Raw genomic sequence first — 22,762 nt, 5'->3', positions numbered from 1 at the left:
GTCCCTGATGCGGGGGGCGGCCCCGCCATCGGGTCGGTGCGGACCGGTGAAGGGACGTCGGCTAGGCGGTGGGGTCCTCGCCGCGGTCCAGGGACTTCCAGATCTCCTCCGGGCGGTCCAGGTCCGGCTGCTTGGCGGCGCGGCGCGGGCCGCGGGGGCCGTTGCCCGCGCGCTCGTAGCGCCCGGACATGGCGGGCCAGCGCCGCCCGTACGCCAGCGCCAGCAGCCCGGCGACCAGCAGCAGCGCGCCGCCGCCCGCGGCCACCCAGGGCCAGGCGGTGTGCGCGACGTCGTGGACGCCGGCGCCGCTCATGCCGGTGGCGGTGGCGGCCTTGGCCTTCAGCGCGGAGGTGTCGGCGTTGCCGAGGAGGGCGCCGGCGACGGTGCCGGCGCCGCTCAGCGCCAGCAGCGCGGAGACGGCGACGCGGCCCGCGCCGCGCACGGCGAAGACGGCGACCAGCGCGGCGAGCCCGACCACGGCGAGCGCGCCGGGCACGCCGGTGACGTCCTGGCCCGTCGCCTTCTGCGGGAGCTCGCCCTGGGCGACCACGGCGGTGGCGGTGGCCCAGGTACGGCCGGAGGACAGCAGGGCGAGGGCGGCGCCGAGCGCTCCCAGGAGGAGCGCGAAGGCCAGTGCCCTGCGCGGGGGCTTGGCCGACGAGGCTTCACCGGAGGCGGGGGCCTCCGTCTCGGCGGCATCGGGGCGGGGCTGGGGTACGGCACTCACACGTACCACTATCGCGTACGTTGCCGGGTGTACGTCGGCTCGGGGGTACCGACGGCCTTCGGCCGCGGTGTCCTCAATCGCCGGACGGGCTTATTCGAGGTTGTTCGCCGTGTTCACGGCCCTGAGTACCGCCGCCGCCTTGTTGCGGCATTCGGCGTCCTCCGCCTCCGGGTCGGAGTCGGCGACGATTCCCGCGCCGGCCTGGACGTATGCCGTGCCGTCGCGGAGCAGGGCCGTGCGGATGGCGATCGCGGTGTCGGAGTCGCCGGCGAAGTCCAGGTAGCCCACGCAGCCCCCGTAGACGCCGCGCCGGGTGGGCTCCAGCTCCTCGATGATCTGCAGGGCGCGCGGCTTCGGGGCGCCGGAGAGCGTGCCGGCGGGGAAACAGGCGGTCAGCACGTCGAAGGCGGTGCGGCCCTCGGCGACCTTGCCGGTGACCGTGGACACGATGTGCATGACGTGGCTGTAGCGCTCGATGGACATGAAGTCCACGACCTCGACGCTGCCGGGCTCGCAGACCCGGCCCAGGTCGTTGCGGCCAAGGTCGACGAGCATCAGGTGCTCGGCGCGCTCCTTGGGGTCGGAGATCAGCTCGTCGGCGAGGGCCTGGTCGAGCTGCGGGGTGCCGCCGCGCGGCCTGGTGCCGGCGATCGGGTGCACCATGGCCTGCCCGTCCTCGACCTTGACCAGCGCCTCCGGGCTGGAGCCGACGACATCGAAGGGGAGGCCGTCGCCGCCCTCGAAGCGGAAGAGGTACATGTACGGGCTGGGGTTCGTGGCCCGCAGCACCCGGTAGACGTCCAGCGCGGAGGCCGTGCACGGCGTCTCGAAGCGCTGCGAGGGCACCACCTGGAACGCCTCGCCGGCCCGGATGCGCTCCTTGATGTCCTCGACGGCGTCCTTGAAGGCGTCTGCGCCCCACTTCGCGGTGTACTCGGGCAGCTCGGAGGCCGGGAGCGCGGCGGCGTTCGACGGGGCCGGGCGGCCCAGGTCGTACGCCATGGTGTCCAGCCTGGCCACCGCGTCCGCGTACGCCTCGTCGACGCCGGTGTCCAGGTCGTTGTGGTTGATCGCGTTGGCGATCAGCAGGACCGTGCCGTTCCAGTGGTCCAGTACGGCCAGGTCCGAGGTGAGCAGCATGGTCAGCTCGGGAAGCCGCAGCTCGTCCTCGGTGGAGTCGCCGATCTTCTCCAGACGGCGGACGATGTCGTACCCGAGGTAGCCGACCATGCCGCCGGTGAAGGGCGGCAGGCCCTGGCCCTCGATGAGGTCGCGCGGGGTGTGCAGCGTCTCGATGGTCTCGCGCAGCGCGGCGAGCGGGTCACCGGCGGTGGGCACGCCGACCGGCGGGGTGCCGAGCCAGTGGGCCTGCCCGTCGCGGGCGGTGAGGGTCGCGGCGCTGCGGACGCCGATGAAGGAGTACCGGGACCAGCTCCGGCCGTTCTCCGCGGACTCCAGGAGGAAGGTGCCGGGGCGCTCGGCCGCGAGCTTGCGGTACAGGCCCACCGGGGTGTCGCCGTCGGCGAGGAGCCGCCGGGTGACCGGGATGACCCGGCGGTCCTTCGCGAGGGTGCGGAAGTTTTCGAGGTCCGGAGTCGCGGTGCCGGTGGTTCCCGTGGTCATGTCAGCGGATCCTAGTAGCGATCAGTGGCGGGCGCGGCTCCGTCCGCGTACTGATCGGCTCCGGCCGGACGGCCTCCCGAGGCGCGGTCAGCCCTCGGCGAGCAGTACGTCCTTGTCGAAGCAGGTCCGCGCGCCGGTGTGGCAGGCCGCGCCGACCTGGTCGACCTTGACCAGCACGGTGTCCGCGTCGCAGTCCAGCGCGACGGACTTCACGTGCTGGAAGTGCCCGGACGTGTCGCCCTTGACCCAGTACTCCTGGCGGCTGCGGCTCCAGTACGTGCAGCGCCCGGTGGTCAGCGTGCGGTGCAGCGCCTCGTCGTCCATCCACCCGAGCATCAGCACCTCACCGGTGTCGTACTGCTGCGCGATGGCCGGGACCAGGCCGTCGGGGGTGCGCTTGAGCCGGGCGGCGATGGCCGGATCCAGAGAGGCGCCGGACGGGGACGGGGTGGCGGGGCTGCTGCTCATGCCCTCCATTGTGCCGTGCGGCATCATGCGGACATGAACGACCAGTACCCGCCCCCTGACGACGACCGGGTGGCCAAGGTGGCCACGATCGTGGTGTGTGCGGTCTTCGCGGCGGCCGTTCTGGTGATGACGGTGATCCTCGTGCATCTGTGACGCGGGGCGCGGAAGGGACCGTGCGGCGTCGTGGCACGGACGGCCGGGGCGGCCGTAGGGTGAGGCCATGTCGACCCATGCCAAGCGTGAACGACTTCTTCTCGCCGATCTGTTGGAGAGCGCCGGACCCGACGCGCCGACGCTGTGCGAGGGCTGGAGCACCCGCGACCTGGCCGCCCATGTGGTGGTGCGCGAGCGGCGCGCGGACGCGGCCGGCGGACTGGTGCTCAAGCCGCTGGCGTCCCGGCTGGAGCGGGTGCAGTCCGAGTTCGCCGCCAAGCCGTACGACGAGCTGATCCGGCTGATCAGGACCGGTCCGCCGCGGCTGTCGCCGTACGCCCTGAAGCAGATCGACGAGGCGGCGAACACGGTGGAGTTCTTCGTGCACACGGAGGACGTGCGGCGCGCCGCGCCGGACTGGTCGCCGCGCGAGCTGAGCCCCGTCTTCGCCGACGTGCTGTGGTCCCGCATCGAGCGGATGGCCCGGGTGCTGGGGCGGAAGGCCCCGGTGGGCCTGGTGCTGCGGCGCCCGGACGGGCAGACCGCGGTGGCGCACCGCGGCACGCCGGTCGTCACGGTCACCGGCGAGCCGGGCGAGCTGACGCTGTTCCTGTTCGGACGGCAGCGCACCGCCGACGTCGAGCTGGACGGCGACAAGGAAGCGGTGGCCCGCCTCCACGAGGCCGAGCTGGGACTGTAGCCCCGTGAGCGGTCAGGCCGGGCGCCGCGCGTCCGGCCTGACCTCGTCCGTTTCGTACAGTCCCGTCTCCTCCAGCGTGCGCAGCCGGCGGTAGTCCGTCTCGATCTGCCGCGGATTGCGGTGGACGAGGTAGCAGACGCCGGGCGAGGTGAGCGAGTCGACGGTGGGGGCGAGGTGGTCGCCGACCTCGACGGAGAAGTGGTGCCCGGCGTACGAGGGCAGCGCGCGGATCTCGTCGAAGCGGGCCAGGGAGACCAGTCGGCCGCCGCGCGGGGAGATCAGGGAGACATAGCGCAGCGGGACGCGCGGCTGGGCCGGGCGGTCCGTGCGCGCCATGAAGGCGGCCGGATCGGCGCAGGCCAGCGCGGTCAGCGTGATGTGGTCGGTGCCGAAGCAGCGGCTGACCACGTCGGGCAGGATGCTGCCGGCCGGGCGGGCGCCGGCCTCGATCAGCACCGGTCCCTCGTCGGTGAGCATGATCTCGGTGTGCGCCGGTCCGTTGCGGATGCCGAGGGCGTCCAGGGCGCCGAGGAGGTACGGGCGGAGCGCGGCGGTGGCCGGCTCGCGCGCGGAGACCGGCTCCTCGTAGTCGTAGACCGGGGCGCCGCCGCGGCCCGGGCGCTTGTGGTAGCGCCAGATCTCGGCGATGTGGTGGCGGCCCGCGACGCTGACGGTGTTGGCGAAGTACTCGGTGCCGGTCAGGTGTTCCTGGACGACGACGGTGCGGTTGCGGGCGCCGGTGAAGTTCACCGAGCGCAGGATGTGGTCGAAGGCGGTGCACAGCTCCACCGGACCGGCGCAGAAGAAGACGTTGTCGGTGCCGGCGCTGTCGGCGGGCTTGACCACCACGGGCCAGCGGCCGTGCGAGCGGGCCCAGGCCAGGGCGGTGTCGAAGCGGTGGGTGCGCAGGGTGTCGGGCGCGCGCAGTCCGTGTGCCCGGACGGCCCTGGCCATCTCGTACTTGTCGCGGCGCACGCGGCGGCCGTCGATGACGTTGCCGGGCAGGCCGAGCCGGGCGGAGAGGGCGTCGGCGAGGTCCACGCCGGTCTCGTTGCCGGGCAGGACGCGGGCGGGCCTGTACGGGAGTACCGCGGTGACCAGGGCGTTCAGGTCGCCCCGGTACGTGAACCGGTCGGCGACCGCCTCGTGCGGGAAGGGCGTGCGCAGCAGGCGGTCGGCGATGCCGGGCGCGCTGTCGATGTGGACCGTGGTGATGCCGTGCGCGGCCAGCGCGGCGGGCAGGAAGCGGCCGCTGGAGTAGGCGTCAACTACCAGGCAGTGCATGGATCTTCTTGCCTTCCTGGGCCGCCGCGGCCGGGGGTGCGCCCCGGCGGGCGAGCAGCCCGAGCCCGATGAGGACGGTGATGACGGTGATGCCGACGGCGGAGGGCACCGAGAACGTCAGCCGTGTGTCGGCGAGTTGGAGCAGGAGCGTCAGGGCCGGCGCGAGGGTGCAGATCATGGAGGCGGTCACCGGGGTCACCCGGCGGACGCCGATCTGCACGAGGACGGCCGGTATGCCGACGCCGATGACGGCGACCACGGCGCCGGGCAGCAGCGCCTCGCCCAGCCGGGCGGTGTCGCCGGTGGCGGCGAGCAGCCAGCCGGCCGCGGCGACCAGGCCGAAGCGCAGGCCCATGACGGTGGGGACGTCGACGCCCGCGGCGCCCAGGCGGGCGGAGAAGACGACGTTGGCGGCGCCGCCCGCGCCGGAGGCGACCGCGGCGCACACGCCGAGCGCCATGACGGCGGCGGCCCGGTCGCCGACGCCGCTGCGGCCGTCCAGGGAGGCCCAGACCAGGCCGGCGAGGGCGAGGACGATGCCGAGCGCGGCGAGGAGTTCGCCGGGCAGCACGCGGTCCTTGCGCCACCACAGGTACTGGAGCAGCACGGTGCAGGCCGGGCCGATGGCGATGGAGACGACGTTGGCGACGGCCGGTTCCATGAGCTTGAGCGCGTACAGCAGGGACAGCCAGGTCACCGCGGTGGTGACGTTGAGGACGAGCAGGTCGGCGGCGTGCGCCCGGGCCACGGCGACGACCCGGGCCGGGCGCGTCCGCAGCAGCGTCAGACCGCAGAAGAAGACGCCGGTGAGGGTGAAGGCGACCGCGGCGACGCTGCCGGGGTCGAGGTGCTGGAGCCGCTGCGCGGCGAACACGTCCACCAGCGCGGAGAACAGGGCGAAGACGAACAGTGCGGCCACGGCACTCCCTAGCGGGTGGCCGGCGGGCCACCGGCACGGGCATCCGGTGGGCCGCCGGCGCGCCGCGGCCGGGGTCCGAAGAGCGCCCGGCCCACCCGGACCAGCGTTGCGCCCTCCGCCACCGCGGCCTCGAAGTCGGCGCTCATGCCCATGCTGAGCTGGCTCAGGCCGTGCGCGGCGGCGAGCGAGCGGAGCAGCCGGAAGTGCGGGCGCGGGTCGCGGCCGTACGGCGGCAGGCACATCAGGCCGACGACGGGCAGCCCGTACACGTCCCGGCACTCCTTGAGGAGCGCGTCGGCGGCCTCCAGCGGTACGCCGCTCTTGTGCGGCTCGTCGGCGGTGTTGACCTGGACGAAGCAGTCGGGCCTGCGCCCGGTGCGGGCCATGGCGGCGGCGAGGGCCGCGGCCAGCCGCGGGCGGTCCACGCTGTGCAGGACGTCGAAGCCGGTGACGGCCGCCGCGGCCTTCTTGGTCTGCAGCGCGCCGACGAGGTGCAGCCGGACGTCCGGGTAACGGGCGCGCAGCGGCGGCCACTTGGCGCGGGCCTCCTGGACCCGGCTCTCCGCGAAGTCGCGCTGGCCCGCGTCGAGCGCGGCGGCGACGAGCTCGCGCGGGTGGTACTTGCTGACCGCGACGAGCTTGACGGAGCCGGGCTCGCGGCCGGCGCGGCGGCAGGCTTCGTCGAGGCGGCGGGTGAGCACGTCGAGGCGCGCGGCGGGGTCCGGAGCCGGTCCCGGGTCGGGGCGGTGGCTGTCCGGGAGGCCGCCGTCGGGCGCGGTGCAGTCCGGCGCGTTGCGGTCGGGTGCGGTGCGGTCGTCGGTCATGGCGTTCACTCCGCCCCTTCCGCCGCGTAGGGCGCGTCGTCGGTGGCGTACTGCGCGTACCGGCCGTCCCAGACGCTGAAGTACTTCCAGGCGGAGTCGAACAGCACGGTGATCACGACGGCGTCCGGGGGCAGCGTGCGGGCGAGCCGCCGCGCGGCGAAGACATTGCCGCCCGCGGTCGGCCCGACGCACAGGCCCTCCTTCTCGATGAGCTCCTTCATGACCGCCCAGCCGTCGTCCCCGCTGATCAGCTCGACCTCGTCGACCAGTTCCTCGCGCAGATTGGCGGGCACCTTGCCGGGGCCGAGGCCCATCAGGTTGTGCGTGTGGTGGGTGAAGGGCAGGCCGTGGCGCTTGGCGTACAGGGCGGCCGAGCGGTCGACCTCGACGGCGGTGGTGCGCAGCCCCGGGTGGGCGGCCTTGAGGACGTCCGCGATACCGGTGAAGGTGCCGCCGGTGCCGAGGGAGCAGACGAACCGGTCGGGGACGAGGCCCAGCGCGTCGAGCGCGGTGACGATCTCGGTGCCGCAGGAGCGCCAGGCGCGCCAGTTCAGCTCGTTGGCGGACTGGTCCAGGTAGTGGCTGCCGGGGTGGGCCGCGACGTACCGGCGGGCGGTCTCCTCGCCTTCGAGGAGGAAGCCCTCGGGGTCGGTCTCGATGACGGTGCCCCCGAAGGAGGCGATCTGCCGGCGGCGTTCCTCGGTCATGCCGGCCGGCATGACGATGACGACGCGGTAGCCGCGGTCCCGGCCGGCCCGGGAGAGCGCCGCGCCGCCGTTTCCGGTGGAGCATTCGACCAGGGTCATTCCCGGGGCGATCGTGCCGGCCCGTTCCAGTTCGTCGAGCATGAAGGCGAAGACCCGGTCCTTGTGGCTGCCGGTGGGATTACGGAACTCGCACTTGGCGAATATCCGCGCGGCCCCCGGATCGGCAGTGCTGCGTAGTTCGTACAATTCCGTGTGCCCGATTTCGGCACCGTGCACAAATGCACTCACGTGCGGTTCCCCCGAACCCGTACTGGACAGCATGGTGAAAGAAGTGAAGAAGAAATGCCCGACCACGTCGGGACATGGCGAACCCGACCGCGTCAGACAGACGATCCCGACTGCGTCAGGAGACGACGAGCCGTACCGCGTCAGGACATGACGACGGCGCGCCCGGTCCGTTCATCGACGGTGATCCGGATGACGGACTTGACCGTGATGCCGAAGCGCTCGGCGACCTTTTCCCGGCCGCCGTTCTCGGGCTTCTCCACCGCCACGACGACCTCGCCGACCCGGGCACCGGCCGCCTGCACGGCCTCGATCAGCGCGAGCAGGGTGCCGCCGGTGCTGATCGTGTCGTCCACGATGGTCAGCCGGTCGCCCGGCTCGATGCCGTTGACGTAGAGCGTGCCCTGGAAGTACTCGCTGTCGATGGGCACCGACACGGACCGCGCGCCGAGGTCGTAGGTGTACCAGCGGGCGACCGCCAGCGGCAGCCCCGCGGCGAGCGAGAGCGCCCCGCCGAGAATGGCGCCCTTGTCCTCCTCGACAAGGATCTTGTCGGCGTCGAAGTCGCCCAGCGCGAGCATGCGGCCTGCGGCTTCCGCGAGGACTTCCGGGCGCAGCGCGGGCGATTGGTCCGTGAATTCGTTCACGGTGGTCAGATGGCGTCCCGACTTTACTGTGGGCGCGCCCGCGTAGACCTCTTCGAGCAGCATGGTGATGTTCTCCCCCGTTGATTCCCCCGATTGCCGGCCGCGGACTGCCGGACGGCAAGTGAGGCATTCGTACCGCGATGTCCCGTCGGCAAGCAATGGCGTACCGGATTTGTGCGTGGAAAACGCCGGTCGCGCAGCGCGCGGATATTCCCCGCGCGGCGCACGGACTCCCGCCACCAGGCAGGGCCGCCTCTTCGGCCGTACGGCAATATCACGTCGTACTGGCCGGAAACCGCCCCCGTGCTGCCGTGGCCGCCGGGGCGGGTCTAGCCGTCCGCGGCCCCGGGCGTGAGGTGGCGTACGAGGATCCGCTGCAGCTCGCGGGCCGCGCGGGGCGGCGAGACGTCCGCGCGGTGCGCGACGGAGATGTTGCGGTGCAGGCCCGGCGCGGCGAACGGGGTGCTGCGCAGCCCGGCCCGCTCGGCGACCATGATCGGCACGACGGCGCTGCCGAGCCCCGCCCGTACGAAGCCGAGCACCGCGTCCATCTCGCCGCCCTCGACGGTGAAGACCGGCTCGAAGCCGGCCGCGCGGCACGCGGCCACGGTGAATTCCCGCAGGTCGTAGCCGCGCCGGAACATCACCAGCGGATGGTCGCGCAGATCGTCCACGCGGAGGTACTTGCGGCGTACGGGCGGCGGCGCATCCGGCGCCGAGACCAACACCAGCTCCTCGCGCAGCAGCTCGGCGGTGGTCAGCGCAGGCGCCTGCACCGGCAGCGGGGTGATGACGAGGGCGAGGTCCAGCTCGCCCGCGGCCAGTACGCGCACCAGGTCCTGCGAGCCGCTCTCGTGCACCTGAAGATCGACGCCCGGATAGCGGTCGTGGAAGGCGCGGAGCACGTCGGGCACGACGGAGGCGCACAGGCTGGGCGGGGCGCCGAGCCGCAGCCGGCCGCGGCGCAGCCCGGCGACCTCCTGGACCTCGCGCCGCGCGGTGTCGGCGTCGGCGAGGATGCGGCGCGCGAACGGCAGCAGCGTCTCCCCCGCGTCGGTGAGCATGATGTGGCCGCGCGCCCGGTGGAACAGCTCGGCGCCCAGCTCCCGCTCCAGGGACCGGATCTGCTGGGAGAGCGAGGGCTGCGCGACGTGTTCCTGCTCGGCCGCGCGGGTGAAGTGCCGGGTGTCGGCGACGGCCGCGAAATAGCGGAGCTGCTGGAGCTGCATGCGGCCAGAATAGTGGCTCGATAGCCAACGTCTATGGAGTTGAGCTCCACCATGTCTTGGACTGATGGCTTATCGCGTCCCTACCGTCGTGCCCATGGCAGTGGACACCCGGACGGACCGACGGCCGTCCTCCTACGCGGGCATCCTGTGGCACTCGACCGTCGGCAAGAAGACGGCGATGGCCGTCAGCGGCATCGTGATGCTGCTGTACTTGGTCGCCCACATGCTGGGCAACCTCAAGATCTTCTTCGGAGCCGCCGAGTTCGACGGTTACGCCCACTGGCTGCGCACCATCGGCGAGCCCTTCCTGCACCACGAGTGGTTCCTGTGGATCGCCCGCGTCGTGCTGCTCGCCGCGGTCGTCGTGCACGCGGTCGCCGCGTACCAGCTCAGCCGCCGCGACATCGCCGCACGTCCGCAGAAGTATGCGCACAAGAAGAAGCGGGCCAGCTACGCCACCCGCACCATGCGCTGGGGCGGCGTCATCCTCGGCCTCTTCATCGTCTGGCACATCCTGGACCTGACGACCCTGACGGTGAACCCGCACGCCGCGGCCGGACACCCGTACGCCAATGTCGTCGCCACCTTCTCCACCTGGTACGGCAACGTCATCTACATCGTCGCGATGCTCGCGCTCGGCCTGCACATCCGGCACGGCTTCTGGAGCGCCGCCCAGACGCTGGGCGCCAACCGTCCGGGGCGCGACCGCACCCTCAAGGCCATCGCCAACCTCCTGGCCCTGGTCCTCACCCTCGGCTTCATCGCCGTCCCCGTCTCCGTGATGACCGGAGTTGTGAGCTGACATGAGCACCTACAGCGAGTACCGGACCGGCGAGCCCGTCGCCGACACCAAGGCCCCGGACGGCCCGATCAACGAGCGCTGGGACCGCCGCCGCTTCGAGGCGAAGCTGGTCAACCCCGCCAACCGGCGCAAGCACACCGTCATCGTCGTCGGCACCGGGCTGGCCGGCGGCGCGGCCGGCGCCACCCTGGCCGAACAGGGCTACCACGTCGTCCAGTTCTGCTACCAGGACTCGCCGCGCCGCGCCCACTCCATCGCCGCCCAGGGCGGCATCAACGCGGCGAAGAACTACCGCAACGACGGCGACTCCGTCCACCGCCTCTTCTACGACACCGTCAAGGGCGGCGACTTCCGCGCCCGCGAGTCCAACGTGCACCGCCTGGCCCAGGTCTCGGTCGAGATCATCGACCAGTGCGTGGCCCAGGGCGTGCCCTTCGCCCGCGAGTACGGCGGCCTGCTCGACACCCGCTCCTTCGGCGGCGTCCAGGTCTCCCGCACCTTCTACGCCCGCGGCCAGACGGGCCAACAGCTCCTCCTCGGCGCGTACCAGGCGCTGTCCCGGCAGATCGCGGCCGGCACGGTCGAGATGCACCCGCGCACCGAGATGCTCGACCTGATCGTCGTCGACGGACGGGCCCGCGGCATCGTCGCCCGCGACCTGCTCACCGGCCGCATCGACACCTACTTCGCGGACGCGGTGGTGCTGGCGAGCGGCGGCTACGGCAACGTCTTCTACCTCTCCACCAACGCCAAGAACTCCAACGCCACCGCGATCTGGCGGGCCCACCGGCGCGGCGCGTACTTCGCCAACCCCTGCTTCACCCAGATCCACCCCACCTGCATCCCGCGCTCCGGCGACCACCAGTCCAAGCTGACGCTGATGAGCGAGTCGCTGCGCAACGACGGCCGCATCTGGGTGCCCAAGGCCAAGGGCGACACCCGCCCGCCGGCCGAGATCCCCGAGGACGAGCGCGACTACTACCTGGAGCGCATCTACCCGGCCTTCGGCAACCTCGTCCCCCGCGACATCGCCTCCCGCGCAGCGAAGAACGTCTGCGACGAGGGCCGCGGCGTCGGCCCCGGCGGCCAGGGCGTCTACCTGGACTTCGCGGACGCCATCGCCCGGATGGGCCGCAAGGCGGTCGAGGAGAAGTACGGCAACCTCTTCGACATGTACGCGCGCATCACGGCGGAGGACCCGTACACGACGCCGATGCGCATCTATCCGGCCATCCACTACACGATGGGCGGCCTCTGGGTCGACTACGACCTGCAGACCACCGTGCCCGGGCTCTTCGCCATCGGCGAGGCCAACTTCTCCGACCACGGCGCGAACCGCCTCGGCGCCTCCGCCCTCATGCAGGGCCTGTCCGACGGCTACTTCGTCCTCCCCGCCACCATCAACGACTACCTCGCCCGGCATCCCCACGACGAGGTACCCGACGACCACCCGGCCGTCATCGAGGCCGTCACCTCGGTCACCGACCGCCTCTACCGCCTCCTCTCCAACAACGGCGACCGCACCCCGGACTCCTTCCACCGGGAACTGGGCGAGCTGCTGTGGGAGGAGTGCGGCATGGCCCGCACGGAGACCGGTCTGCGCAAGGCCCTGGACCGCATCCCCGAACTCCGCGAGGAGTTCTGGCGCCGCATCAAGGTCCCGGGCTCGGGCCAGGACCTCAACCAGTCCCTGGAAAAGGCCAACCGCATCGCCGACTACTTCGAACTCGCCGAGCTGATGTGCCTGGACGCCCTGCACCGCTCCGAGTCCTGCGGCGGCCACTTCCGCGAGGAAAGCCAGACCGAAGGCGGCGAGGCCGAACGCCGCGACGAGGAATTCTCCTACGCGGCGGCCTGGGAGTTCACCGGTACCGGCGAGGCGCCCGTGCTGCACAAGGAGCAGCTCGACTTCGAGTACGTCCACCCCACTCAGCGGAGTTACGCGTGAACCTCACCCTGCGCATCTGGCGCCAGTCCGGCCCCGATTCCGCGGGTCGTATGACCGAGTACGACGTGCGGGACATCTCGCCCGAGATGTCCTTTCTCGAAATGCTCGACACCCTCAATGAAGAGCTGATTCTGCGCGGTGAGGAGCCGGTCGCCTTCGACCACGACTGCCGCGAGGGGATCTGCGGGGCCTGCGGCATGGTCATCAATGGTGAGGCACACGGGCCGGAGCGGACCACCACCTGTCAGCTCCACATGCGGCACTTCGACGACGGCGACACGATCGACATCGAGCCGTGGCGCGCCTCGGCGTTCCCCGTGGTCAAGGACCTGGTCGTGGACCGTACGGCCTTCGACCGGATCATCGGGTCCGGCGGCTACATCACGGCTCCGACGGGCAGCGCCCCCGAGGCGCACGCCACGCCGGTGCCGAAGCCGGCCGCCGACACCGCCTTCGAGCACGCGGAGTGCATCGGCTGCGGCGCGTGCGTCGCGGCCTGCCCCAACGGCTCGGCGATGCTCTTCACCTCCGCCAAGGTCGTCCACCTCAACTCCCTGCCGCAGGGCGCCCCGGAGCGCGAGTCCCGGGTCCTGGACATGGTCGGGCAGATGGACGACGAGGGCTTCGGCGGCTGCACGAACACCGGCGAGTGCGCGACGGCCTGCCCCAAGGGCATCCCGCTGTTCAGCATCACGAAGATGAACCGTGAGTTCGTCCGGGCGGCCCGTAAGGCGTGAGCCCAAACCCCACTGACCGGCGCCGCGGCGGCAACCGACGCTCCGCAGCCGCGGCGCCTTTCAGACCGCGGCGGTCCCGATGAGACCCTCCCGTGTCACGAGGCGGGCGAGTTCTTCCTCGCCCAGCCCGTCCGTGCCATCGGGCCGCCGCGGCAGCACCATGTAGCGGCTCTCCGCGCTGGAGTCCCAGACGGTGACCGTGACGTCGTCGGGCAGTTCGAGCCCGAACTCCGCCAGGACGGACCGCGGATCGCGCACCACCCGCGACCGGTACGCCTCGCTCTTGTACCAGGACGGGGACGGCCCCAGCAGCCCGATCGGATAGCACGAACACAGGGTGCAGACGAGGACGTTGTGCACCTCCGTCGTGTTCTCGACGACCTTGAGGCGCTGTTCCTGGATGCCGCCGGTCATCGACAGGCCGAGCTCGGGCAGCGCCGTATTGGCGTCCGCCAGCAGCCGCTCCTTGAAGCCCGGGTCCGTCCAGGCGCGGGCCGTCACCCGCGCGCCGTTGACCGGAGACGCGCCGTTCAGCAGCTTGGTCAGGATCGCGTCGAGCTGGTCGTCGCCGACCACCCCGGCCGCCACCAGCCGCTCCTCCAGGCGGCGCACCCGCACCGCCACCGTGCTGCTCGCATGTTCCCCGCTCACGCCCGCTCCTCCGCTGCCTGTTCCAGGTACGACTCCCAGAGGTCCACCGTGACCTCGTGCGTGCCCTCGCCCCACAGCTCCCGGGCCGGGAAGGCGACGGTGTAGACGGTCTCCACGCGTGGCTCCGCGGCGCCCGTGGCCCGGTCGTCGGCCAGCGGCCAGCGGCCCTGCGACTCCACGACCCGGCCGGTGTGCCCGCGTACGTACCGCGGTGCCCGCGTGTGCCCGTCCGGGTCGGCGGCCCGTACCCGCACCCGCTGTCCGGCCGCGAAGGCCGCCGGCTCAGGCATCGCCGAGCACCTTCCGCTCGGCGACCAGCGTCTCGATGGCGTGCAGCCACCGCTCGTAGTACGAAGCCGCCAGATACTCGGCGGGCGCCATCCGTTCCACGGCGTCCCGGAACTCGTCCAGCGTGTAGACCCCGCCGCGCACCAGCGCCATGTTCAGCGCGTACACCCGCGCCTCCCAGTCCGCGTGGAACGGCGGCTCCCCCGCCTCGATCCGCAGCGCGCCGAACCCGGTCTGCCCGCCCACGTCGTTGACTCGGCTCATGGGCCGAGCCTACGGCGGTGGCGGGTCTCCGACCAGGAGATGTACCGGCCGTGTCAGCGGACCGGGTGACCCGTTTCGCGGAGGGTGTTCTTGACCTCGCCGATGCGCAGGTCGCCGAAGTGGAAGACGGAGGCGGCGAGGACGGCGTCGGCGCCGGCGTCGATGGCCGGCGGGAAGTCGGTGAGCTTGCCGGCGCCGCCGGAGGCGATGACCGGGATGGTGACGTGCTTGCGGACGGCGGCGATCATCTCGGTGTCGTAGCCGTCCTTGGTGCCGTCGGCGTCCATGGAGTTCAGCAGGATCTCGCCGGCGCCGAGCTCGGCGGCGCGGTGCGCCCACTCGACGGCGTCGATGCCGGTGCCGCGGCGGCCGCCGTGGGTGGTGACCTCGAAACCGGAGGGGGTGCTGGTGCCCTCGGGCGTGCGGCGGGCATCGACGGAGAGGACCAGGACCTGACGGCCGAAGCGTTCGGCGATCTCCCGGATCAGCTCGGGGCGGGCGATCGCCGCGGTGTTGACGCCGACCTTGTCGGCGCCCGCGCGCAGCAGCTTGTCGACGTCCTCGGGGGTGCGGACGCCGCCGCCGACGGTGAGCGGGATGAAGACCTGCTCGGCGGTGCGGCGGACCACGTCGTAGGTGGTCTCGCGGTTGCCGGAGGAGGCGGTGATGTCGAGGAAGGTCAGCTCGTCGGCGCCCTCCTCACCGTAGATCTTGGCCATCTCGACGGGGTCACCGGCGTCGCGGAGGTTCTGGAAGTTGACGCCCTTGACGACCCGGCCGTTGTCGACGTCCAGGCAGGGGATGACTCGGACCGCCAGGGTCATGTCTGTTCAGACCTCTCTGAAAGCTTCTAGTTCTACTTGGATCAGGATGCGGGGGTCGACGAAGCCCGAGACCACGACGACGGTCGTGGCGGGGCGGACCGCGCCGAAGAGCTCCTGGTGGGCGCGGGCCGCCTCGTCGATGTCGCGGGTGTGGGTGAGGTAGACGCGGGTGCGGACGACCGCGTTCGCGTCCAGGCCGAACTCCGTGAGGGCGTCGAGCGCCCTGGTGAAGGCGACCCGGGTCTGCTCGTACGGATCGCCCTCGCCGTACAGCACCGTGCCGTCGAACGGCGTCGTGCCGGCGACATGGACACGGTCACCGGCCGCGACGGCGCGCGCCGCTCCGAACGCCTCTTCCCAGGGTCCTTCACCAGGCACGCGCCGTACGTCGGTCATCGGTCCATCTCCCTGCTAGCGGGTGGCCTCCAGGGCCTCTTCGAGGGTGAACGCCTTGGCGTACAGGGCCTTCCCGACGATCGCGCCCTCCACGCCTTCGGGGACCAGCGTCGCGATGGCGCGCAGGTCGTCGAGGGAGGAGACGCCGCCGGAGGCGACGACGGGCCGGTCGGTCGCGGCGCAGACGTTCTTCAGCAGCTCCAGGTTGGGGCCCTGCAGCGTGCCGTCCTTGTTGATGTCGGTGACGACGTACCGGGCGCAGCCCTCGGAGTCCAGCCGGGCCAGCGTCTCGTACAGGTCGCCGCCGTCGCGGGTCCAGCCGCGGCCGCGCAGCGTCGTGCCGCGCACGTCCAGGCCCACCGCGATCTTGTCGCCGTGCTCGGCGATGATCTTGGCGACCCACTCGGGGTTCTCCAGGGCCGCGGTGCCGATGTTGACGCGCGTGCAGCCGGTGGCGAGCGCCGCGGCCAGCGAGTCGTCGTCGCGGATGCCGCCGGACAGCTCGACCTTGATGTCCATGGAGCGGGCGACCTCGGCGATCTGCGCGCGGTTGTCGCCGGTGCCGAAGGCGGCGTCCAGGTCGACCAGGTGCAGCCACTCGGCGCCCGACTGCTGCCAGGCCAGGGCGGCCTGCAACGGGTCGCCGTAGGAGGTCTCGGAGCCGGACTCGCCGTGTACGAGGCGGACGGCCTGGCCGTCGCGGACGTCGACGGCGGGCAGCAGTTCAAGCTTGTTCACAGCGTTCTCCGCGTTCACAGCGTGTCGATCCAATTGCTCAGGAGCTGGGCGCCGGCGTCGCCGGACTTCTCGGGGTGGAACTGGGTGGCCCACAGCGGCCCGTTCTCCACGGCGGCCACGAAGGGCTCGCCGTGCGTGGCCCAGGTGACCTGCGGCGCGCGCATGGCGGGGTTGCTGACCTCCAGCTCCCACTGGTGCACCGCGTAGGAGTGCACGAAGTAGTAGCGCTCGTCGGCGTCCAGGCCGGCGAAGAGCCGCGAGTCCTGCGGCGCCTCGACGGTGTTCCAGCCCATGTGCGGCACGATGTCGGCCTTGAGCGGGCCGACCGTGCCGGGCCACTCGTCCAGACCCTCGGTCTCCACGTCGTGCTCGATGCCGCGGCCGAAGAGGATCTGCATGCCGACGCAGATGCCCATGACCGGGCGTCCGCCGGCGAGGCGGCGGCCCACGACCCAGTCGCCGCGGGCCTCGCGCAGGCCCTTCATGCAGGACGCGAAGGCGCCGACGCCGGGCACCAGCAGGCCCTCGGCGTTCATGGCGGTGTCGTAGTCGCGGGTGACCTCGACGTCGGCGCCGACGTGGGCCAGCGCCCGCTCGGCGGACCGGATGTTGCCGAAGCCGTAGTCGAAGACGACCACTTTCTTACGGGGCGTGCTCAATTCCAGACCTCCAGCCGGACGATGCCCGCGACGAGACACAGCACCGAGCCGATGGCCAGCACCGCGATCAGGCTCTTGGACATCTGCTGCTTCCAGAAGGAGAAGACTCCGCCGAGCAGGAAGAGGCCCACGAGGATGAAGACCGTCGAGAGACCGTTCACAGCGCGCCCTTCGTGGAGGGCAGGATGCCGGCCGCGCGCGGGTCCCGCTCGGAGGCGTACCGCAGCGCCCGGGCCAGCGCCTTGAACTGGCACTCGACGATGTGGTGGGCGTTGCGCCCGTACGGCACGTGGACGTGCAGCGCGATCTGGGCCTGCGCGACGAAGGACTCCAGGATGTGCCGGGTCATCGTCGTGTCGTACGTGCCGATCATCGGCGCGATGTTCTCGGGCTCGGTGTGGATCAGGTACGGGCGGCCCGAGAGGTCGACGGTGACCTGGGCGAGCGACTCGTCCAGCGGGACCGTGCAGTTGCCGAAGCGGTAGATGCCCACCTTGTCGCCGAGGGCCTGCTTGAAGGCGGCGCCCAGCGCGAGGGCGGTGTCCTCGATGGTGTGGTGGGTGTCGATGTGCAGGTCGCCGTCGGTCTTCACGGTGAGGTCGAACAGACCGTGCCGGCCGAGCTGGTCGAGCATGTGGTCGTAGAAACCCACGCCGGTCGAGACGTCGACCTGTCCGGTGCCGTCGAGGTCGATCTCGACGAGGACCGAGGTCTCCTTGGTCTTGCGCTCGATCCTTCCAATGCGACCCTCGCGAGTCATGCGTCTGTCTCCTTCATGATCGCGCGCACCGCATCGAGGAACGCGTCGTTCTCGGCCGGGGTGCCGGCGGTTACCCGCAGCCAGCCCGGCACTCCGTTGTCACGGACCAGGACGCCCTGGTCGAGGATGGCCTGCCAGGCGGCGTGCTGGTCGTCGAACCGGCCGAACTGGACGAAGTTGGCGTCGGAGTCGACGACCTCGCAGCCGATCGCGCGCAGCTCGTCGACGATGCGGTCCCGTTCGGTCTTGAGCTGCTCGACGTACTTCAGCAGCGTATCGGTGTGCTCCAGGGCCGCCAGCGCGGTGGCCTGGGTGACCGAGGAGAGGTGGTACGGCAGGCGTACGAGCTGTACGGCGTCGACCACGGCCGAGTCCGCGGCGAGGTAACCGAGGCGCAGCCCGGCCGCGCCGAACGCCTTGGACATCGTCCGGGAGACGACCAGGTTCCGCCGGCCCTCGATCAGCGGGAGCAACGAGGAGCGGTGGCTGAACTCGCCGTACGCCTCGTCGATCACGACGAGCGCCCCGGCAGTGTCCGCCTTGGCGGCCTGCGCGGCCTCGTAGAGCGCCAGAACCGTTTCCGCTGCCACGGCGGTGCCGGTCGGGTTGTTCGGCGAGCAGATGAAGACCACGTCCGGCTTGCGCTCGGCGATGGCCTTCTTGGCGGCCTCGACGTCGATGGTGAAGTCGTCGTTGCGCGGCCCTGAGATCCACTCCGTGCCCGTGCCGCGCGAAATCAGGCCGTGCATCGAGTACGACGGCTCGAAGCCGATGGCGCTGCGACCGGGGCCGCCGAAGGTCTGCAGAAGCTGCTGGATGACCTCGTTGGAGCCGTTGGCGGCCCAGACCTGGTCCTTGGTGACCTCGTGGCCGCCGGTGCGGGAGAGGTACCGGGCCAGCTCCGTGCGCAGCTCGACCGCGTCCCGGTCCGGGTAGCGGTTCAGGTCGCGCGCCGCCTCGGTGACCCGCTCGGCGATCCGCTGCACGAGCGGCTCGGGCAGCGGGTACGGGTTCTCGTTGGTGTTCAGGCGTACGGGCACGTCCAGCTGAGGGGCGCCGTACGGGGACTTGCCGCGCAGCTCGTCCCGGATGGGGAGCTCGTCCCAAGGGGACGAAGAGGGATTCCTGGTCACTTGCCCTGCGGGACCTTCCAGTCGAACCTTGCCTTGATGGCCGCGCCGTGTGCCGGGAGGTCCTCGGCCTCGGCGAGGGTCACCACGTGGTGGGCGACCTCGGCCAGTGCGTCGCGGGTGTAGTCCACGACATGGATGCCGCGCAGGAAGGACTGCACGGAGAGCCCCGAGGAGTGGCACGCGCAGCCGCCGGTGGGCAGCACGTGGTTCGAGCCCGCGCAGTAGTCGCCGAGCGAGACGGGCGCGTACGGGCCGACGAAGATCGCGCCGGCGTTGCGGACCCGCGCGGCCACGGCCGAGGCGTCGGCGGTCTGGATCTCCAGGTGCTCGGCGCCGTAGGCGTCCACGACCTTCAGGCCCTCGTCCAGGCCGTCGACCAGCACGATCGCGGACTGCCGGCCGGCCAGCGCCGGGATGATCCGGTCCTCGATGTGCCGGGTCGCGCGGACCTGCGGCTCCAGCTCCTTCTCGACCCGCTCGGCCAGCTCCTCCGAGGCGGTGACCAGGACGGCGGCGGCCATCGGGTCGTGCTCGGCCTGGCTGATCAGGTCGGCCGCGACGTGCGCCGGGTCGGCGGTGTCGTCCGCGAGGATCGCGATCTCGGTGGGGCCGGCCTCGGAGTCGATGCCGATGCGGCCCTTGAGAAAGCGCTTCGCGGCGGCGACGTAGATGTTGCCGGGGCCCGTGACGAGGTTCACCGGCAGGCAGTCCTCGGTGCCGTACGCGAACATCGCGACGGCCTGGGCGCCACCGGCCGCGTAGACCTCGTCCACGCCCAGCAGGGCGCAGGTGGCCAGGATCGTGGGGTGCGGCAGGCCGCCGAAGTCGGCCTGCGGCGGCGAGGCGACGGCCAGCGACTCGACGCCGGCCTCCTGCGCGGGCACCACGTTCATCACCACGGACGAGGGGTAGACCGAGCGGCCACCGGGCACATACAACCCGACCCGTTCGACCGGCACCCACCGTTCGGTGACCGTGCCGCCCGGCACGACCTTCGTCGTCACATCCGTACGCCGCTGCTCACGGTGGACCGTGCGGGCCCGCTTGATGGACTCCTCCAGGGCGGCCCGGACCGCCGGGTCCAGCTCCGCCAGCGCGGTCCGCAGTGCCTCGGCGGGCACTCGCACCCGCTCGATCTCGACCCGGTCGAACCGATGGGCGTACTCGATCAGCGCAGCCGTGCCACGATGGCGCACGTCCTCGCAGATGGGCCGCACCTTCTCCAGGGCGGCTTCCACGTCGAACTCGGCACGGGGCAGCAGGTCGCGCAGGGCGCCGCCCTCGGGGAGGGCGTCACCGCGCAGATCGATTCGGGAGATCACCCCTCCAGTGTCTCAGACGTGCTGCCGGTGTCCGTCGCCCGTATCAATCGGTGATACGTAGTGCCCGGGGTGATTCAGACCACTGGCGTTCACGCGGTCACTCAGCGGGAATGGGGTGCCGAGGGGGCCGCAGCGGTACGCGTGGGACGCCCGGTACGCATGGAGAGACGGCGGCGCCCGGACGGCGCGGCCGGGAACGAGAGGGGGAGGCCGCGGTGAGTGACTCCACCGACGGCGACGCGCCGCCGGAGCTGGATCTGACCTCGGCGGAATGGAGCCTGTGGCAGGCGTTCCGCAACGGCAGCACCTGCGATCTGCGCACCGACGACCCGGCGCGCAACGATCCGCACGCCCGCCACGAGTGGGGCCCCGAGCGCACCGTGCGCGCCCGGGTCATCGCGCTCCTCCTGCTGAACGGCCCGCCGGCCCAGCCCGGCCGGGTCTCCGCGCTGAAGCTCACCGGCGCGTACATCACCGACTCCCTCGACGTCGCGGGCGGCACAATCGAGCCATTTGTGGAGCTGCGCGACTGCCGCTTCGAGAGGGAGATCGTCCTCCCCGAGAGCCGCTTCACGACGCTGCGGATGGTCAACTGCGCCATCCCCCGGCTGGAGGCCGCCCGCCTGCACACCGAGGGTGACCTGCACCTGCCGCGCTGCATCGTCCAGCGCGGCATCCGGCTCACCGACGCGCACATCGGCACGGACCTCATGCTCAACCAGGTCGTGGTGCACAAGGACCGGCGTGGCCGGTCCCTCACCGCCGACGGCCTGACCGTGGCCCAGGACCTCCAGGCCGAGATGATGGAGTCGTACGGCGAGCTGACGCTGCGCGGCGCCACCATCGGCGTGTCACTGAGCCTGCGCGGCAGCCGGCTGAGCAATCCCTACGGCCGCCGGGCCCTGAACGCCCCGCAGCTCACCGTGGAGCGCACGCTCTACCTCACCGCCGCCGGCCTCTCCGGCTCGGTCTCCAGCTCCGCCACGCCCCCGTACGGCATCACCACGACCCCGGCGCGCGGCACCCGTATGCAGCGCTTCGAGTGCGAAGGCGGCATGCGGCTGGACGACGGGCGCTTCGGGGACGCCGTCGACCTGGACCAGGCGCGCTTCATCCTGGAGTCCGACCAGGAACTGTCCATGCGCCGCATCCAGACGCCCGAGCTGCGCTTCCTGGGCGAGCGCCCGCAGCGCGGCCGGGTCATCCTCTCCGGCGCCCGGGTCGTGAACCTCGTCGACAAATCGACGAGCTGGCCCGGTCTGGGCGGCCTGTGGATGGCCGGTTTCGCCTACGAGACGCTGATCCCCCGCGGCCACTTCCCGCTCTCCCTGCGCCTGCAGTGGGTGGCGGCCGCCACGCCCGAGTACGCGCCCGAGCCGTACGAGATGCTCGCCGCGGCGCTCCGCCGCAGCGGCGAGGACTCCGACGCACGCGAGGTCCTCCTCGCCAAGCAGCGCAGACGCCGCGAAACCCTGCCGCTCGCCGCGAAGTCCTGGGGCTTCCTCCAGGACTGGACGGTGGCCTACGGATACCGCCCGGGCCGCGCCGCCGTCTGGATGGCCGTCCTGTGGGCGGTGGGCACGGTCTTCTTCTCGCAGAACCCGCCGCACGCCCTCAAGCCCGGCGAGACCCCGCTCTGGAACCCCTACCTGTACTCCCTCGACCTGCTGCTGCCGGTCATCGACCTGAACCAGGACAGTTACTGGCGCCCCGAGGGCGGCTCCCAGTGGGCCGCCGCGATCATGATCCTGGCGGGCTGGGTGCTGGCCACCACGGTCGCCGCCGGTGCCTCCCGGCTGCTGCGCCGCCAGTAGACCGCTGGGGCCGGGAAACACTCCTGTGACGCCCGGCCCCTCCGGGGGCGCCGCCGACCATTTAGGCTTACGGGCTGTGACCTCCGTGCGCCTACCGCTCTTCCCGCTGAACACGGTGCTGTTCCCGGGCCTCGTGCTTCCGCTGAACATTTTCGAAGCGCGGTACCGAGCTCTGATGCGGGACCTGCTCGACCTCCCGGAGGACGAGCGCCGCTTCGGAGTCGTCGCGATCCGCGACGGCCGCGAGGTCGCCGCCACCGCCCCCGGGATGCCCGACAGCACCGCGCTCCCCGACAAGGGCGCGGCGGCCGGCTTCGGCGACGACCCGATCCGCGCCTTTCACCCCATCGGCTGCGTCGCGGACGCGGCCACCATCCAGGAGAAGGGCGCCACCGCGGGCCCGGCACCGGAGGGCAGCGACGAGAACACCTCCTACGAGGTGCTGACCACCGGCACCACCCGCTTCCGGCTGCTCTCCGTCGACACCTCCGGGCCCTACCTCACCGGCGAGATCGAGCCGCTGGAGGAGGAAGAAGGGGAGGGCGCGGGCGCCCTCGCCGTCGGCGTGGAACGGGCGTTCCGCACGTACCAGAAGAAGCTGGCCTGGGCGAACGAGCGCACGGTGACCAGCTCCCAGGAGCTCCCCGACGACCCGGCCGTCCTGTCCTACCTGGTGGCCGCCGCGACCGTCCTGGACGTACCGCGCAAGCAGCAGCTCCTGGAGGCCGCGGACGTCGCGTCCCGTCTCGCCCAGGAGCTGAAAATGCTGCGCCAGGAGACCGCCGTGATCGGTAAGCTCCCGTCGCTGCCGGCCGTGGACCTCACCCGGCAGCCGACCAGCCCGAACTGACACGAGGCCG

26 protein-coding genes are annotated in these 22,762 nt (G+C 71.8%); 6 read left to right on the top strand and 20 right to left on the bottom strand.

Annotated features, from left to right (window positions below; genetic code table 11):
* Positions 1-61: 61 nt before the first annotated feature.
* The 3 genes from IG84_RS0116365 to hisI form a co-directional block, all read right to left on the bottom strand.
* Positions 62-727, bottom strand: a complete 666-nt coding sequence (locus IG84_RS0116365) for a TIGR02234 family membrane protein (protein ID WP_031057056.1) — start codon at positions 725-727, stop codon at positions 62-64.
* A gap of 90 nt (positions 728-817) precedes the next feature.
* Complete coding sequence (locus tag IG84_RS0116360; RefSeq protein ID WP_031057053.1) at positions 818-2,350, bottom strand: anthranilate synthase component I; 1,533 nt, start codon at positions 2,348-2,350, stop codon at positions 818-820.
* 87 nt (positions 2,351-2,437) lie between these two features.
* Positions 2,438-2,827 carry a phosphoribosyl-AMP cyclohydrolase gene (gene hisI / locus IG84_RS0116355; RefSeq protein WP_078648863.1) on the bottom strand — a complete coding sequence of 130 codons (390 nt, stop codon included), beginning with the start codon at positions 2,825-2,827 and terminating at the stop codon, positions 2,438-2,440.
* A 211-nt stretch (positions 2,828-3,038) separates the two neighbouring features.
* Between hisI and IG84_RS0116345 the strand changes: the two genes are divergently transcribed.
* Positions 3,039-3,671: a TIGR03085 family metal-binding protein gene (locus IG84_RS0116345; protein ID WP_031057046.1), complete on the top strand. Its 633-nt coding sequence runs from the start codon at positions 3,039-3,041 to the stop codon at positions 3,669-3,671.
* 12 nt (positions 3,672-3,683) lie between these two features.
* On the opposite strand, the gene IG84_RS0116340 is transcribed toward IG84_RS0116345, so the two are convergent.
* The 6 genes from IG84_RS0116340 to IG84_RS0116315 form a co-directional block, all read right to left on the bottom strand.
* On the bottom strand, positions 3,684-4,955 hold the full coding sequence (locus tag IG84_RS0116340; RefSeq protein ID WP_037800363.1) for an ATP-grasp domain-containing protein: 1,272 nt from the start codon (positions 4,953-4,955) through the stop codon (positions 3,684-3,686).
* Entirely contained in the window at positions 4,936-5,874 is a 939-nt protein-coding gene (locus tag IG84_RS0116335; protein WP_031057133.1) for an EamA family transporter, read from the bottom strand. The genes IG84_RS0116340 and IG84_RS0116335 overlap by 20 nt, the downstream gene beginning before the upstream one ends.
* 8 nt (positions 5,875-5,882) lie before the next feature.
* On the bottom strand, positions 5,883-6,698 hold the full coding sequence (locus tag IG84_RS0116330; RefSeq protein ID WP_078648884.1) for a YggS family pyridoxal phosphate-dependent enzyme: 816 nt from the start codon (positions 6,696-6,698) through the stop codon (positions 5,883-5,885).
* 5 nt (positions 6,699-6,703) lie between these two features.
* Positions 6,704-7,693 (bottom strand): cysteine synthase family protein, encoded by a 990-nt coding sequence (locus IG84_RS0116325; RefSeq protein ID WP_037800362.1) that lies wholly within the window; start codon positions 7,691-7,693, stop codon positions 6,704-6,706.
* A gap of 140 nt (positions 7,694-7,833) precedes the next feature.
* Positions 7,834-8,400, bottom strand: coding sequence for a phosphoribosyltransferase family protein (locus IG84_RS0116320; protein ID WP_031057035.1), 567 nt, complete (start codon positions 8,398-8,400; stop codon positions 7,834-7,836).
* A 266-nt stretch (positions 8,401-8,666) separates the two neighbouring features.
* Positions 8,667-9,566 (bottom strand): LysR family transcriptional regulator, encoded by a 900-nt coding sequence (locus IG84_RS0116315; RefSeq protein ID WP_031057032.1) that lies wholly within the window; start codon positions 9,564-9,566, stop codon positions 8,667-8,669.
* A 94-nt stretch (positions 9,567-9,660) separates the two neighbouring features.
* On the opposite strand from IG84_RS0116315, the gene IG84_RS0116310 reads away from it, so the two are divergent.
* From IG84_RS0116310 to IG84_RS0116300, 3 genes are read left to right on the top strand one after another with little or no spacing between them, the layout of a single operon-like run.
* A complete protein-coding gene (locus tag IG84_RS0116310; protein ID WP_031057027.1) occupies positions 9,661-10,368 on the top strand; it encodes a succinate dehydrogenase in 708 nt (235 codons plus the stop codon).
* A 1-nt stretch (position 10,369) separates the two neighbouring features.
* Complete coding sequence (locus IG84_RS0116305) at positions 10,370-12,316, top strand: fumarate reductase/succinate dehydrogenase flavoprotein subunit (protein ID WP_031057024.1); 1,947 nt, start codon at positions 10,370-10,372, stop codon at positions 12,314-12,316.
* A complete protein-coding gene (locus IG84_RS0116300) occupies positions 12,313-13,053 on the top strand; it encodes a succinate dehydrogenase/fumarate reductase iron-sulfur subunit (protein WP_030256414.1) in 741 nt (246 codons plus the stop codon). The genes IG84_RS0116305 and IG84_RS0116300 overlap by 4 nt, the downstream gene beginning before the upstream one ends.
* Positions 13,054-13,113: 60 nt before the next feature.
* Here IG84_RS0116300 and nthA read toward each other — a convergent pair whose 3' ends face one another.
* Genes nthA through hisD form a run of 11 tightly spaced genes read right to left on the bottom strand, consistent with a single transcriptional unit; the run spans position 13,114 to position 20,088 of the window.
* On the bottom strand, positions 13,114-13,704 hold the full coding sequence (nthA, locus tag IG84_RS0116295) for a nitrile hydratase subunit alpha (protein ID WP_031057020.1): 591 nt from the start codon (positions 13,702-13,704) through the stop codon (positions 13,114-13,116).
* The gene (locus IG84_RS42625) at positions 13,701-13,994 is read right to left on the bottom strand and encodes an SH3-like domain-containing protein (RefSeq protein WP_031057018.1); all 294 of its coding nucleotides are present in this window, start codon (positions 13,992-13,994) and stop codon (positions 13,701-13,703) included. The genes nthA and IG84_RS42625 overlap by 4 nt, the downstream gene beginning before the upstream one ends.
* Entirely contained in the window at positions 13,987-14,256 is a 270-nt protein-coding gene (locus tag IG84_RS42620; protein WP_031057016.1) for an SH3-like domain-containing protein, read from the bottom strand. The genes IG84_RS42625 and IG84_RS42620 overlap by 8 nt, the downstream gene beginning before the upstream one ends.
* 53 nt (positions 14,257-14,309) lie before the next feature.
* Positions 14,310-15,080: an imidazole glycerol phosphate synthase subunit HisF gene (gene hisF, locus IG84_RS0116280; protein WP_031057015.1), complete on the bottom strand. Its 771-nt coding sequence runs from the start codon at positions 15,078-15,080 to the stop codon at positions 14,310-14,312.
* 6 nt (positions 15,081-15,086) lie between these two features.
* Positions 15,087-15,476, bottom strand: coding sequence for a Rid family hydrolase (locus IG84_RS0116275; RefSeq protein ID WP_031057013.1), 390 nt, complete (start codon positions 15,474-15,476; stop codon positions 15,087-15,089).
* Positions 15,477-15,491: 15 nt separating this feature from the next.
* Entirely contained in the window at positions 15,492-16,214 is a 723-nt protein-coding gene (gene priA, locus IG84_RS0116270; protein WP_031057011.1) for a bifunctional 1-(5-phosphoribosyl)-5-((5-phosphoribosylamino)methylideneamino)imidazole-4-carboxamide isomerase/phosphoribosylanthranilate isomerase PriA, read from the bottom strand.
* A gap of 14 nt (positions 16,215-16,228) precedes the next feature.
* Positions 16,229-16,879 (bottom strand): imidazole glycerol phosphate synthase subunit HisH, encoded by a 651-nt coding sequence (gene hisH / locus IG84_RS0116265; RefSeq protein ID WP_037800373.1) that lies wholly within the window; start codon positions 16,877-16,879, stop codon positions 16,229-16,231.
* Positions 16,870-17,034, bottom strand: coding sequence for a hypothetical protein (locus tag IG84_RS41585; RefSeq protein WP_031057006.1), 165 nt, complete (start codon positions 17,032-17,034; stop codon positions 16,870-16,872). The genes hisH and IG84_RS41585 overlap by 10 nt, the downstream gene beginning before the upstream one ends.
* On the bottom strand, positions 17,031-17,633 hold the full coding sequence (hisB, locus tag IG84_RS0116255; protein ID WP_031057003.1) for an imidazoleglycerol-phosphate dehydratase HisB: 603 nt from the start codon (positions 17,631-17,633) through the stop codon (positions 17,031-17,033). Before hisB ends, IG84_RS41585 begins: the two co-directional genes overlap by 4 nt.
* The gene (locus IG84_RS0116250; RefSeq protein ID WP_031057001.1) at positions 17,630-18,766 is read right to left on the bottom strand and encodes a histidinol-phosphate transaminase; all 1,137 of its coding nucleotides are present in this window, start codon (positions 18,764-18,766) and stop codon (positions 17,630-17,632) included. The genes hisB and IG84_RS0116250 overlap by 4 nt, the downstream gene beginning before the upstream one ends.
* A complete protein-coding gene (gene hisD, locus IG84_RS0116245; protein ID WP_031056999.1) occupies positions 18,763-20,088 on the bottom strand; it encodes a histidinol dehydrogenase in 1,326 nt (441 codons plus the stop codon). Before hisD ends, IG84_RS0116250 begins: the two co-directional genes overlap by 4 nt.
* A 215-nt stretch (positions 20,089-20,303) precedes the next feature.
* Between hisD and IG84_RS0116240 the strand changes: the two genes are divergently transcribed.
* Together IG84_RS0116240 and IG84_RS0116235 are read left to right on the top strand one after the other, a co-directional pair.
* Entirely contained in the window at positions 20,304-21,902 is a 1,599-nt protein-coding gene (locus IG84_RS0116240) for a hypothetical protein (RefSeq protein WP_031056996.1), read from the top strand.
* Between the two features lie 76 nt (positions 21,903-21,978).
* Complete coding sequence (locus IG84_RS0116235) at positions 21,979-22,752, top strand: LON peptidase substrate-binding domain-containing protein (RefSeq protein ID WP_031056992.1); 774 nt, start codon at positions 21,979-21,981, stop codon at positions 22,750-22,752.
* The last annotated feature ends 10 nt before the right edge of the window (positions 22,753-22,762 follow it).

It is taken from the genome of Streptomyces ochraceiscleroticus (assembly GCF_000720485.1).
In the GTDB taxonomy this organism is placed as follows: Bacteria; Actinomycetota; Actinomycetes; order Streptomycetales; family Streptomycetaceae; genus Streptomyces; species Streptomyces ochraceiscleroticus.
The sequence above is the reverse complement of the archived record's forward strand: the minus strand, read 5'-3'. Positions and strand labels throughout refer to the sequence as shown.